A 12,475-nucleotide genomic window follows, 5' to 3' on the forward strand; every position below is an offset into this window, starting at 1 on the left:
GTATCTGGAAGGTCACACCTCGATGATCCGCCGCGATCCGGTGGGCGTGGTCGCCTCCATCGCCCCCTGGAACTATCCGCTAATGATGGCGGCGTGGAAGCTGGCTCCGGCGCTGGCGGCGGGCAACTGCGTGGTGATTAAACCTTCGGAAATCACCCCCCTGACATGCCTGAAGCTGGCCGAACTGGCGCAGGGCATCTTCCCGGCCGGGGTGTTGAACGTGCTTTTTGGCAGGGGGAAAACGGTGGGCGATCCCCTGACCGGTCATGAAAAGGTGCGCATGGTCTCGCTGACCGGTTCTATCGCCACCGGGGAACATATTATCGGCCATACGGCCTCTTCGATTAAGCGCACCCATATGGAGCTGGGGGGCAAAGCGCCGGTGATTGTCTTTGACGATGCCGACCTGGATGCCGTGGTGGAAGGGGTGCGAACGTTCGGCTTTTATAACGCCGGGCAGGACTGTACCGCCGCCTGTCGTATCTATGCGCAAAAAGGCATTTATGACCGGCTGGTCGAGAAACTGGGCGCGGCGGTCGCCAGCCTGAAAATGGGTGCGCCGGAAGATGAAAGCACGGAGCTGGGGCCATTAAGTTCAGCGGCGCATCTGGAGCGCGTGAGTAAAGCGGTGGAGGAGGCAAAAGCCCTGAGCCATATCCGCGTAGTGACCGGCGGGGCGAAACGCGACGGAGCCGGTTATTACTTCCAGCCTACCTTGCTGGCCGGGGCAAAACAGGAAGACGCCATTGTCCAGCGCGAAGTTTTCGGCCCGGTGGTCAGCGTGACGGTATTTGATGAGGAAGAAGAGGTGCTGGCGTGGGCGAATGATTCGCAGTATGGGCTGGCCTCATCGGTATGGACGCAGGATGTGGGCCGCGCTCACCGCCTGAGCGCCCGGCTACAGTACGGCTGCACCTGGGTGAATACCCATTTTATGCTGGTCAGCGAAATGCCCCACGGCGGGCAGAAACTTTCCGGCTACGGCAAGGATATGTCCCTCTACGGGCTGGAGGATTATACCGTGGTGCGCCATGTGATGATAAAACACTAAACTGTGGCACGGCTACCCCTCATCCCAAAAGGGTGAGGGGAACATAGCGTTAGCCGCCTTTATTACACGAATCGCTTACAATTTTGCCGCCGCGGCCAGCACGATCTGGACGGCTAAAAGCATTACCGCCACCTTAACCCACGACAGCTGTTTGTAGCCTTTCGCCTTCAGACCGAACACCTTTTTCAGCTTGCCGGTTTTAAGCACAACTTTCCCGAGCAGGCAAAGCCAGAAAAAATTGATCAGCGGCAGAGCCATATAAAGCGGCGCAAAGCCGGGGATGACATTTTCGGCCATCAGTCCCGCCAGCAGTCGGCCAGGCCAGAGGAAAACAAATGAGACCAGGTATAAAAAACGGAACAGTACGCCGGGGTAATGCAGGCCGCCTTGCAAACCCACCAGTAACCAGGTTATCACCCATGTACCAATAAGGCCCAGCGCCATACCAACCAGCCGGTTTTTTGTCACCAGAGACATACCGACATGCGGGCCGCCTGAGACAGGCGTGGAAAAGGGCTGGGATTGATACGGGTTGTCCGGGCTTTTGTACATTGGGGCAGGCTGCGAGTATTCGTTATCGCGTTTGTAATCCGAACGGTATGTTCTGTCTGCATCCTCTTTATTGTGATAGATACCATCAGAACCCTGATAGATGTCAGCGCCAAAAATATTCTTGCCTTTGTAATCTGAACTCATAAATTTTCTCATTTTAAGTAAGCGCCTGTAGTTGCGTTGTGCGGCGCGAAATATATTCATCAGATCAATAATACAGCGTTCATTGTGACAGTACAGCGGCATAACGCGCTGAAACCCATAAGATTTATGATTAATTAAACCGCCGCCCCGCCTGATAACGCCGATCGCTAACTATACTTTCCTGACGCTGAGCGTGCGGGGGCGCGGTAACGCCGCCCGCGTAACGCCATTCTGACCCACTTAAGAGGAGACAGTATGAAAGCTCTCGTCTGGCACGCAACCGGCGATATCCGCCTTGATGATGTGGCCGAACCGCAAATCGAACAGCCCACCGATGCGGTGATTCGCTTAACCGCTTCGGCAATCTGCGGCACCGACCTGCACTTTATTCGCGGTACGTTTAGCGGCATGAAAGAAGGGACCATCCTCGGCCATGAGGGAGTCGGTATCATCGAACAACTGGGCGATCAGGTACGCAATTTTGATATTGGCGATCGGGTGGTGGTCTGCTCCACGCTCTCCTGCGGCTACTGTCCGCCGTGTCGCAGCGGCAATACCGCCCAGTGTGATAACGCCAACCCTAACGGCCCGGAAGCAGGCACCAGCTTCTTCGGCGGCCCGGAAGCCACCGGCCCGATCAACGGGCTGCAGGCGGAAAAGGCCCGTATTCCGTTTGCGTCGAATACGCTGGTAAAAGTGCCGGAAGAGGTCACTGATGAGCAGGCCATTCTGATCAGCGATATCTTCCCTACCGGTTGGTTTGGCGCGGAAATCGCCGGTATCCAACGCGGCGATACCGTGGCGGTGTTTGGCTGCGGCCCGGTCGGACAGTTTGCTATCGCCAGCGCATTTCTGATGGGGGCGGGGCGGGTTATCGCTATCGATCCGCATGATGACCGGCTGGCAATGGCGCGTAGACAGGGCGCTTTCACCGTGAATTTTGAAAAAGAGCATCCGATCGACGCCATTAAGACTTTAACCGGCGGCACGGGGGTGGACATTGCCATTGACGCGGTAGGCGTAGACAGCGAACACGCCCATCATGGCCCGGCAGCAGAAGAGGCCGGGCAGAAGTCGGAGCAGTACCGTGAAGAGGTGAAGGAGGTGGCGCCGGAAAATTATGACCATCGCCATGCGCATAATGGCAACTGGGTGCCGGGCGATGCGCCAACGCAGGCCCTGGAGTGGGCGATTCAGGCGCTGAAAAAGGCCGGAACGCTGAGTATTATTGGCGTCTATCCGCCCACCGCCCAGACGTTCCCTATTGGTATGGCGATGAATAAAAACCTGACCATGAAAATGGGCAACTGTAACCATCACGCCATCATCCCGCGCTTGCTGGAGCTGGTGCGCATGGGCGCAATCGATCCGACACAGGTGCTGACGCAGGTCGAACCGCTGTCGGATGTGGTTTCCGCCTATGAAAGCTTCGATAAACGCGAGCCGGGCTGGATAAAAACGGAACTGCTGCCTTCGCAATAAGGTCAGAGGGCCGGGGGCGAAAGCCGTCCGGCCCGCCTGATATCAGGATTTTTTACCCGGCAGGATCTCACTAAAAAGCTGGCTTGCGGTGTCAGCGACAATCCTTCCGGCGGAGCGATCGCCCTTCGCCATGGAAGCCGTAAAGGCTTTAGCCTGTTTTAGGGTGATATGCGGCGGTAAGGGGGCCACTTCCGGGTCGGTTTTCACCTCCAGCACCACGGGGCGGTCTGCCGACAGCGCCTCTTGCCAGGCGCTCTGCAAGCGCTCCGGGTCGTCCACAAAAATGCCTTTTAGCCCCAGCGACTGCGCGAATTGCGCGTAGCCAACGTCAGGAATGTCCTGGCTTGCCTCAAAACGGGGATTTCCCTCCATCACGCGCTGCTCCCAGGTCACCTGGTTCAGATCCTGGTTATTGAACACGCAGACAATCAGCCGCGGGTCGCTCCAGCCCTGCCAGTATTTTTGGATGGTGATCAGCTCCGCCATGTTGTTCATCTGCATCGCGCCATCGCCGACCAGCGCGACCACTGTTTTTTGCGGCGAGGCAAACTTGGCGGCAATTGCGTAGGGCACCGCGGCCCCCATGCAGGCAAGACCGCCGGAGAGCGTGGCGCGCTGCCCCTGTTTGACTTTAAAGTCGCGGGCAAACCAGTTGGCGCAGGAGCCGGAATCGGAGGTGACAATCGCATCATCAGGCAACAACGGCGACATCTCCCACACCACGCGCTGCGGATTGACCGGTTTCGCTGGTGCCATCGCGCGTTCTTCCAGCGTTTCCCACCACTTTTTCACCCCCAGCGCTATCTCTTCCTGCCAGCTGCGGTCCTCTTTACGCGTCAACAGCGGCAGCAGGGCGCGCAGGGTTTCTGCGGCATCGCCGTGCAGATTGACCTCCGCCGGGTAGCGCAGCCCCAACATAGCCGGGTCGATATCCACCTGTACGGCCCGCGCCTTGCCCTCTTCAGGCAGAAATTCGGTCCACGGAAAACCGGTGCCGATCATCAGCAGCGTGTCGCAGTTCATCATCATGTCGTAAGAAGGTTTGGTGCCGAGCAGACCAATCGAGCCGGTGACGAAAGGGGCATCGTCAGGTAGGACATCTTTACCGAGCAGCGCTTTCGCTACCCCTGCGCCAAGCACATTGGCCAGCTGTACCACCTCCACCGCTGCGCCGCGCGCGCCAGCCCCCACCAGAATGGCGACCTTTTTACCGGCGTTAAGCACCTTCGCAGCCCGTTGCAGGTCAGCGTCGTAAGGGACAATTTTAGGCCGCTGATACCCGGCGCCGGAATGGGTGAAACCATGCTCGTGGGGCGGCGCCTGCCAGGGTTCATCCTGAATATCTTTCGGGAGTATCAGCACGGTCACGCCGTTTTGCGCCACCGCAATACGCACCCCGCGATCTACCAGATGCCGCACCTGGCTTGGGGCGGCTGCCTCCTGCACAAAGTTTGCGACGTCCGCGAACACGCGGTCGAGGTTCAGCTCCTGCTGATAGCTGGCCCCGCGCGCGGTCGCCTCCGCCTGACCGGCAATCGCCAGTACCGGCGCGTGGTCCATTTTTGCATCATAAAGGCCGGTTAACAGATGGGTAGCGCCAGGGCCGCCGGTAGAGAGGCAGACCCCAAGCTCGCCGGTAAATTTGGCATGACCTGCGGCCATAAAGGCGGCCATCTCTTCGTGGCGCACCTGAATAAACTCGATACCGTCGCCTGCTTTATCCGCGCGCTGCAGTGCGCCGATTACGCCGTTGATGCCATCGCCAGGATAGCCGTAAATCCGGGTGACGCCCCACGCTTTCAGGCATTCGATAAAAAAATCGCTGGTCATTTTTGCCATTGTTTCGCCTCTGTTGTGTCATCTAACCGTTATCTAAGGGTAGTTGACATCAACAGGGTGTGGGCAAAGCGCGCGCAGGTCGGGGCAGGTTTGTCAGGGCAATGTTGCCCTGACAGGCTATTTCCCTTTGAGGATATTTTCGTTTTCCCGGGGGGCCCAGTCTTTTTCAGAGAACTCGTACAGGGAGTAGGCCTGGTCGCGTAGGCCATTCGCCCGCAGAATGCCGCGCACGTCAGCCGGCAGGTTCTCTTCACGGAACAGCTCGGCGATAACAAACATGGCGTCGCTAAACGAGAGCTGTTTTATCTCGAACGGCTTCCAGCCGGTACGCTTGAAGATAAGATGCCAGAGCGCCTCTTCGCCTGCCAGCGACATATAAGGGCTGCCATATTTATCACGATGGCGCGACAGCAACACCTCCAGGGTAAATATATGGGCAATACGCTGGCGCGCGGCGTTCCCGCGAGCGCTCTCGTCGTTGGTGAGCTCCTGTTGAGTAATATCGTTGTTTTCACATACTCGCGTTTCGATGACCTGCCACAATTCGTCAAACTTTTGCATAACGGGAACCCTGAAAAATGATTACGACATCTTATTATCATCGGCAGCATTGTGCCGCGCTTTAGTTTTGCCGCTGCGAAATGACCTCATCCGGTAATCCCCTCTGTTTGCACCGCACGAAAAGGCAATAAAACTTGATCTGCGTCAACAAAACGCGCATATTGCGCACGGTTTGTTATCGCAGAGTTTATGTGGCTATGTCGTTGTATCAAAAAATGTTGGTCTTTTACGCTGTGATGGCGCTGCTTTGCGCCGTGATTACCTGGTTTTTATCGCGCGATCGTAAGCGCATCCGCTTCCTGAGCGCCTTCCTGGTGGGGTCAACCTGGCCGATGAGTTTTCCGGTGGCGTTACTGGTCTCGCTGTTCTGATTGCAGCCCGCATGTAAATACGTGACGGCGCAGACAAAATTTGCCTTAAAGAAAGCGCAACATAGAAGACGTAAGTTTTCCATGGAAAGGAGGCAAACGATGGATCTGTACCTGAAAATGCTGGTCTTTTATGCGGTGATGGCGGTACTGAGCGCTATTGCTACCTGGTTTCTCTCAAAAGAGACGCGCACGATGAAAACCCTCAGCGCCTGTCTGGTTGGGGCGACCTGGCCTATCAGCTTTCCGGTCGCGCTGGCTTTTTCACTCTTCTGACGCCTGAACTTATTGTTTAAAAAGCCTGCCCCTTAGCCGCAGGCTTTTTTATGTCCGCACGCTTCCCCCGGTTCCGCCTTCAATCGTATCGCCTCTTTTTTTGTGAAGTCCGACAAGGTTTAAATTAAAAATACTTGTATGGTAGTTATGGAGTCCATTGAAAAACAGGAAGGATAAAGCATGTCGCTGGTACAGTTTGATGAGATGAAACAGACCGTTAAGCAGGCATTTCTCAATGCCGGGCTGGCAGAATCGCAGGCGGATATCTGCGCGCAAATCCACTGCGAATCGAGCTGCGACGGCGTTTTTTCCCATGGGTTGAACCGTGTCGCCCGGTTTGTGGATTATGTGAAAAAGGGCTGGGTTAACATTGATGCCGAGCCGGAAAGCGTTAAGTCTTTTGGCAGTATTGAAATCTATGACGGCCAGCGCGGAATCGGCATCACCAACGCGCTGTTCGCGGTTGACAGGGCGATGGCGCTGGCGAGCGAGCACGGCGTCGGCATCGTCGGGCTGCGCAATACCACGCACTGGATGCGCGGCGGCACCTACGGCTGGAAAGCGGTAGAGAAGGGCTATGCCGCGATCTGCTGGACCAACACCGAGTCCTGTATGCCGGCCTGGGGCGCAAAAGACACCCGGGTCGGTAATAATCCGTTCGTGATGGCTGTACCTATGCAGGCGGGGGCGCTGGTACTGGATATGGCGATGTCGCAGTACTCCTACGGTAAGCTGCAGGTCACGCGGTTGAAAGGTGAAAAGCTGCCTTATCCCGGCGGGTTTGATAAAGACGGCAACCTCACGGATGTGCCCGGCCCGATCGAAGAGTCGATGCGCATTTTGCCCACCGGCTACTGGAAAGGTTCCGGTCTGGCCATCATGCTTGATGCGATGGCGGCATTCCTGACCGCAGGCTCGCCGACCAATGAAATCGACAAAATTCAGCAGGGCAGCTGTACCGGGGCCAGCCAGGTCTTTATGGTCTTCAATCCGCAACATTTTGGCGGGAAGGCGTTCAGCGAAGCGATGGCTACCAGCGTAGCGGAGTACGTTAACGCCTCCACCCCGGCGGAAGGCACGCGCGAGGTGCGCTATCCCGGTGAAACCACGCAGCGTAACCGGGTTAATTTCCGCGCCAACGGTATTCCGGTTGATGACGGCGTGTGGGCGGAAATTCAGGCGCTGGCAAAAATAAGCGCAGGGTAACAGTCAATCACCCCTCGCCCTGACCCATTACGGAGGGCGAGGGGGCTGACTAAGCGCTTAACAGCGTATTCAGGGCATTGCGCGCCGATGCAGAAACATCATGCGGATGGCGATACCCCGCATTTTCATTCGCCCGGGTGTAAAGGGCAACCAGCCAGTCGTAAACATAACGGGTAGCGGCGTGCTGCGGCTGCTCGCCTAAGCGCGTCAGGCGTTCCATTCCCGCGGCCGCCGGGGTGGCGAAAATGGCGCTGCCTTTTTGCACCCGGCTTGCAGGCCGTTGCGTCTCCTCGCAGTCCGCATAGCCCAGCCAGGCGATGAAGTTACCGATCGCGGCGTACAGCTGCGCGGCACAGGCGGTATCCTGCTGCATGATCTTTTGCAGCTGCCCGGGCAGGTTAAGCCGGTAACTGCTGACAATAATGATCTCCGCCATCTGGCGAACCGCCGCCGGGCTGAGCTCCAGCCGCCGGGCGTTATCGTCGTTGCGGCTCCACTCCCGCAGGTGGTTAATCCACATGGCGTGGGCCTGATGCCCCGCATCGCGGGCAGCGGTGGCGTGTTCTGTCGACGCCTCCGTTTCGCTAAACAGGTCGATGGCTTCATTAAATAAACCGCTGACCTGCTCCTCGCGGGGTTGTTGAACCTTCCACAGGGCGTCAAATTTCTGCATCTCCGGCAAAAGCCCTTCCAGCAGTTCACCGTGACGGGCCGCCTGCGCCTGCAGTTCACGCACCACGGCTTCGGCGCGGGTGCGCTGATCCATACTCTCCTGCCCGGAGGCAAGACGCCAGGGCTGCATCAGTTCGCGCAGCGCCTGCAGATGGCGCTCGCGCAGGGCGGCAAGGCGGTTTTGCCGCAGCGCAGGCGTAGTCGCCTGCGCCAGCCACTCCAGCACGCGCTGCATACTGCTGGCGTCCAGCGCCTGCAGCGTGCCCCAGTACTGACCGGGCTTGCCCACCAGTTGCTGTACCACTTCATCGAGGTTTTGCCCGCCGTTAAAACGCGCGTCCTGCGGGGTGATAGTCCACACCAGCCCAGGCAGCGCCGCCTCCTGGCCAGGCTGGGTCTCTTTGACCCAGTTCTGTAACGCGCTGGCCGTCGTCGCCGTTGAGGGGCGGTGCGCGGTGGCGTTACAGATAAGCAGGACGTCCGGCTGCATCTGCTGCCGATAACTTTCCAGAAGCCAGCGGCATTTACTGTTTCCTAAAGGCTGCCCTGTTTGCGGCGCAGGGACCGGAATGTCCAGAATATCGACCCCGTCGAACGCGCAGTGCGCCAACGGCAGCACCAGCTCTTTCGTCAGCAGGGCCAGCGTGGGAACGGGAATGCTGACGGCATTCTGTAACTGTGCCTGTGCCCAGGGGTGCACCACCACCTCACCGGAGAATGCCTCATGCGCCTGGTCGCCCGGCGTCAGAAACCCCTCAGTCGGCAGGGCAAAATTATCAACCAGCAGGCTTAATGGCGCGGCCAGCTCCGCGGCGTTTCCGGTCTGATGCAGCGTGTGCGCCAGGCTAAGCCACTGTTGGGTAAGCTCCTGCTGTTCGCCCCACAGCAGCGCCCAGGCGCTGGCGCGGGCGCTCAGATCCAGCGACGGCAGCAGGCAGGCAAACTGATACCACAGCGCGTCGTCCATATGCTGCTGCGTCGAGGGCGTCACCCCGCGCCAGAAGCGGGCGATAGCGCCTACATCGTCGGCAGTCATGCCGGGTACCGGGTTGGGCTGGCGTAACGCGCGCCATTTTGCCAGACGGCTTTCGATAACGCTTTTTTCCACCACCCGCAGCGCCGGCTGCGCCTGGGCATGGGCGATAAACAGCTGGACCAGTTCCGCCTCGCTTAACAGACGCAGGCGCAGAGGAAAATTGTCGTCCAGCATGGCGCCGAGGCGGCTAAAGCGCAGCGCCATATTGGTCAGCGTATGGCCTGGATTAAGATGGCTGAAATAGTCCAGCGTCTTTTCGCCGGGGGTCACGAGCAGCCTGCCGCCTTCGCTGCCGCAAAGGGCAGCAAGCAGGTGGGCTTTTGCCGCCTGTGAGTGACCATATAACCCGATGGTGCAGGGGGCTTGCGCCAGGGCGTCGAGAGCCTGCGCCTGGGCGTTCAGGGCGTACAGACGGGCCAGCAGCGCATCGGCGTCATCGTCAAGGAGCGGCGCGTGGCGGCGGTTGTCATCGATCCATGCCCCGATAGCCTGAGTGGTGGTTATGCTTGCGCTCATTTCAGGTACACGCTCCCGCTGTCAATCCAGTAGTGGCTGCCGCTGTGACGGCGGTCGGCCAGAGTATTCAGTTTAAAGGTCAGGGCATCCGCCGGAACCGGGGTGCCGTCCTGCAGCCAGGCTTCACTGAGCGCAAACGACTCAGGCCCGAGCTGGCGACTGCCGCCGCTAAACTGTAGCCGCACATTCAGCACGCCGTCACCGGCAATAATCTTCGCCAGTTCAGGCGAGTTGATGCTCAGGGTATAGAGCGGCGTGGCGGGCCAGCGGGCATTCGCCAGCTGGCGGAAGCCCAGCGTAACGTTGCCCCGCAGCGGGAAGTGAAGCCGGGCGTCGAGCTTTGCGCCGGGTTTATCCAGATCGATATCGTGATACCAGATGTTTTCATCCCGCAGCGTGTTAACCACATTATCCAGCACGCCGAGATAGCGCACGGTGGAGTAAGCGCCAATATCCGCCGCCTTAAAATTAAAACGCGGCAGGCGCAGATCCAGCGCCAGGCTACAGAGCATCGCGCCCACCGCCGCGGTGGATTTAGGGTTGCCGATTTTTCCCTGCTGGCTAAACGGATACCATTCATGCACCCGGTACTTATCCAGCCAGACCATGCGGTTTACCGGCACCGGCTGTAGGTGGCGAATCAGCGCCTGTACGCCGGGCAGGCAGCCCGGTCGCCCGGTAATCAGCAGCACATCGCAACAGTAATGGCTAATGGCCTCACAGACGGCATGCAGCGGCGAGGCGAGCGTAAACTGCCCGGCCAGCATCGCCTCCTGCAGTTCACGGAACTGTACCTGTACCGGAACGCTCAGGAGATCAAACTCCGGCGAACCGGCGGGCAGGGCGTGGTCGATCGCCTGTTTTACATAGTTGATCACATTGCGCGTCGGCAGCTGCGTCAGCAGTTCGCCGAAGGTGGCGTACAGGCCCGCCAGCGGATCGTTGATGTCGCTGGCCTCCCAGGCCGCCAGAATGGCGTGCCCGACGGGCATAAACAGTTGCAGCGTGGTCTGCTGGCGCAGCACGGCCTGGGTGTCGAAGCGCCCGGAGTCGCCAAACAGCGTCGCCAGCAGCGATGCGGCATCGGTAATCCCCGCTTTTTGCAGCTGGGTTTGCAGCGCGGGCAGCACGCAGCGCTGGATAACATCGAGCAGAATATCGTCCCCCGCCACCTTAAAGCCTTCGCGGAACAGCAGCTGCGGCGTGATCTTAACGTTGCTGCCTGCGCCATCATCAAGCTGATAGTGGGTGATGGCCATGTCGGTGGTGCCGCCGCCAATATCCACGGACGCCACCCGCAGCGAACGCCCTGGCTGCGCGCCGGGAGCTTCCGGCCTGTCCGGGCGGGCGAGAGAGGCGAAAAAGGTCTCCGTTTGCCCGGCATAGCGCGAAATCGCCTCGTTATAGAGCCACACCAGCTGGCCGCAGCTTGCTTCATCCCACTCCATATGGATTTGCGGCACCGGAACGACGCTCTTTTCCTGCTGTTTGCGGTTGGCGAAATCTTCATCCTGCGGATGCCAGCCCATCGCTTTCCACACCAGCGCGATGGCCTCAAACATCCGGCGGCGGAAAATTTCCCGCTCCTGCTTGGGCATAGCCGACGGCAGGGTAAGGATGATAGTGCGCAGCTGGCGCGGCGAGGCAGGGAAGCCCAGCCGCAGGCGGGTAGCGACGCTGTTGATCTGCCCGAGCGCCTGCGCCAGCAGTTCACAGAGCATATGGGTCATCAGCGTGCTGCGGCTGTACTGGGGGGAGAAGACCGGCAGGCGCTCGTCCAGAGGCAGCGAATAGAGCGGCTGCCCCTCGTCATTCATCAGGTTCATCAGCGGGAACGCCGTCGCCAGCGGTTCGCGCTGGGTTTTGCTGTTCATCTGGCTAAAGCGCCAGTCCTGCAATACCGGGGTTTCATCCCACAGGTAGCGGCGCGGGCTGGAGATGCCGCTGTTGCCTTCGGTGCCCAGGCGCTGCGTCGCCAGCTTGCGCGCCTCATCGCCCACGCGAACAATCGAGGGCCAGACGAAGGCGTCTTCACGACCGCTCTCTACGGAAAAATGCTGTTTGCCGAAGCGGGCTTCGGAGAACTCAAGGCGGCTGGTAAACAGCGGCTCGTTAAGATACTGCGGCTCGCTGAGCGAACGCACCGAAAGCTCTGCCGTCTGGCGCAGGCCGTCATTGGCATCGCCGTGATCTTCGATGATCACCCCGCAGGTGTGGGTATTGCCGACATCGAGGATTAAATCCACCGGGATAGCCGGCGTGCTCAGCGTATGGGTCACAATTTTGACTTCCGGCACCACCAGCTGCGAGCCGAGCAGGGTCAGCAGGTTCAGCCAGTGCGCCTGATATTCAAAACCACGCAGCGCCTGGGCGATATCGCGCTCGCTGCGGTTCTCTTCGTGCTGGGCAAATTGTAAAAAGGCTTCGCGCAGCCAGCCATCAACCCAGGTTTGATCAAGGAAGTCGGCCACTTCGTTATCGCGCCAGGCCAGCGCGAAACGGGTGCCGTTGAGGATATCGTTCTCCTGCGGCGCGAGGGCCGCCGGGGAGGTGCCGTTGATCTGGCTGTCGAGCGCCAGGGTGACGCGGTGGGTATTGCCTGCGCCGTCCGGCGCACTGAGTTTGCGGATCTGCACCCGCGCCCAGTTATCCGGCCCCTCAACAAACGTGCGCGGCGGATTAAAACGCAAAAAAGGCAGCGGCAGCCAGACGCCATCCAGTACCGCCAGCGAGTGGTGCAGCGACTGGGTGCTCTCCGGCTTAACGCCTCTG

The 12,475-nt window shown here is 59.2% G+C and carries 10 protein-coding genes; 5 read left to right on the top strand and 5 right to left on the bottom strand.

Features of this window, described 5'->3' with window-relative positions; translation table 11 throughout:
- Positions 1 to 1,051, top strand: a 1,051-nt coding sequence (locus ENTHG_RS05500; protein ID WP_044175539.1) for a gamma-aminobutyraldehyde dehydrogenase, incomplete at its 5' end; no start/stop codon positions are given.
- A 75-nt stretch (positions 1,052 to 1,126) separates the two neighbouring features.
- Here ENTHG_RS05500 and ENTHG_RS05505 read toward each other — a convergent pair.
- Positions 1,127 to 1,747 (bottom strand): hypothetical protein, encoded by a 621-nt coding sequence (locus ENTHG_RS05505; RefSeq protein ID WP_145973637.1) that lies wholly within the window; start codon positions 1,745 to 1,747, stop codon positions 1,127 to 1,129.
- Positions 1,748 to 2,002: 255 nt separating this feature from the next.
- Here ENTHG_RS05505 and ENTHG_RS05510 point away from each other — a divergent pair, with 255 nt between their 5' ends.
- Positions 2,003 to 3,229 (top strand): zinc-dependent alcohol dehydrogenase, encoded by a 1,227-nt coding sequence (locus ENTHG_RS05510; protein ID WP_044175554.1) that lies wholly within the window; start codon positions 2,003 to 2,005, stop codon positions 3,227 to 3,229.
- A 42-nt stretch (positions 3,230 to 3,271) separates the two neighbouring features.
- Here the strand turns inward: ENTHG_RS05510 and ENTHG_RS05515 are convergent, their stop codons facing one another.
- Both ENTHG_RS05515 and ENTHG_RS05520 read right to left on the bottom strand, forming a co-directional pair.
- Positions 3,272 to 5,068: a thiamine pyrophosphate-requiring protein gene (locus tag ENTHG_RS05515; protein ID WP_044175562.1), complete on the bottom strand. Its 1,797-nt coding sequence runs from the start codon at positions 5,066 to 5,068 to the stop codon at positions 3,272 to 3,274.
- 117 nt (positions 5,069 to 5,185) lie between these two features.
- Positions 5,186 to 5,629, bottom strand: a complete 444-nt coding sequence (locus tag ENTHG_RS05520) for an ECs1072 family phage-associated protein (RefSeq protein WP_044175569.1) — start codon at positions 5,627 to 5,629, stop codon at positions 5,186 to 5,188.
- 197 nt (positions 5,630 to 5,826) lie between these two features.
- On the opposite strand from ENTHG_RS05520, the gene ENTHG_RS24035 reads away from it, so the two are divergent.
- From ENTHG_RS24035 to yiaK, 3 genes are all read left to right on the top strand, one after another.
- On the top strand, positions 5,827 to 6,000 hold the full coding sequence (locus ENTHG_RS24035) for a GhoT/OrtT family toxin (RefSeq protein WP_071825809.1): 174 nt from the start codon (positions 5,827 to 5,829) through the stop codon (positions 5,998 to 6,000).
- 99 nt (positions 6,001 to 6,099) lie between these two features.
- Positions 6,100 to 6,273: a GhoT/OrtT family toxin gene (locus tag ENTHG_RS05525; RefSeq protein ID WP_044175577.1), complete on the top strand. Its 174-nt coding sequence runs from the start codon at positions 6,100 to 6,102 to the stop codon at positions 6,271 to 6,273.
- 180 nt (positions 6,274 to 6,453) lie between these two features.
- Positions 6,454 to 7,479 (top strand): 3-dehydro-L-gulonate 2-dehydrogenase, encoded by a 1,026-nt coding sequence (gene yiaK / locus ENTHG_RS05530; protein ID WP_044175585.1) that lies wholly within the window; start codon positions 6,454 to 6,456, stop codon positions 7,477 to 7,479.
- Between the two features lie 49 nt (positions 7,480 to 7,528).
- Here the strand turns inward: yiaK and ENTHG_RS05535 are convergent, their stop codons facing one another.
- A complete protein-coding gene (locus tag ENTHG_RS05535; protein WP_044175597.1) occupies positions 7,529 to 9,703 on the bottom strand; it encodes a virulence factor SrfC family protein in 2,175 nt (724 codons plus the stop codon).
- A partial coding sequence (locus tag ENTHG_RS05540; protein WP_071825811.1) for a virulence factor SrfB occupies positions 9,700 to 12,475 on the bottom strand: 2,776 nt, incomplete at its 5' end. The genes ENTHG_RS05535 and ENTHG_RS05540, both read right to left, overlap by 4 nt.

Source organism: Phytobacter massiliensis JC163 (assembly GCF_000321045.1).
Taxonomy (GTDB): Bacteria; Pseudomonadota; Gammaproteobacteria; order Enterobacterales; family Enterobacteriaceae; genus Phytobacter_A; species Phytobacter_A massiliensis.

Bases quoted from the DNA above. Each gene is read 5' to 3' on its own strand.
- ENTHG_RS05505 (WP_145973637.1), bottom strand. From the start codon at position 1,747: ATGAGTTCAGATTACAAAGGCAAGAATATTTTTGGCGCTGACATCTAT.
- ENTHG_RS05510 (WP_044175554.1), top strand. From the start codon at position 2,003: ATGAAAGCTCTCGTCTGGCACGCAACCGGCGATATCCGCCTTGATGAT.
- ENTHG_RS05515 (WP_044175562.1), bottom strand. From the start codon at position 5,068: ATGGCAAAAATGACCAGCGATTTTTTTATCGAATGCCTGAAAGCGTGG.
- ENTHG_RS05520 (WP_044175569.1), bottom strand. From the start codon at position 5,629: ATGCAAAAGTTTGACGAATTGTGGCAGGTCATCGAAACGCGAGTATGT.
- ENTHG_RS24035 (WP_071825809.1), top strand. From the start codon at position 5,827: ATGTCGTTGTATCAAAAAATGTTGGTCTTTTACGCTGTGATGGCGCTG.
- ENTHG_RS05525 (WP_044175577.1), top strand. From the start codon at position 6,100: ATGGATCTGTACCTGAAAATGCTGGTCTTTTATGCGGTGATGGCGGTA.
- yiaK (WP_044175585.1), top strand. From the start codon at position 6,454: ATGTCGCTGGTACAGTTTGATGAGATGAAACAGACCGTTAAGCAGGCA.
- ENTHG_RS05535 (WP_044175597.1), bottom strand. From the start codon at position 9,703: ATGAGCGCAAGCATAACCACCACTCAGGCTATCGGGGCATGGATCGAT.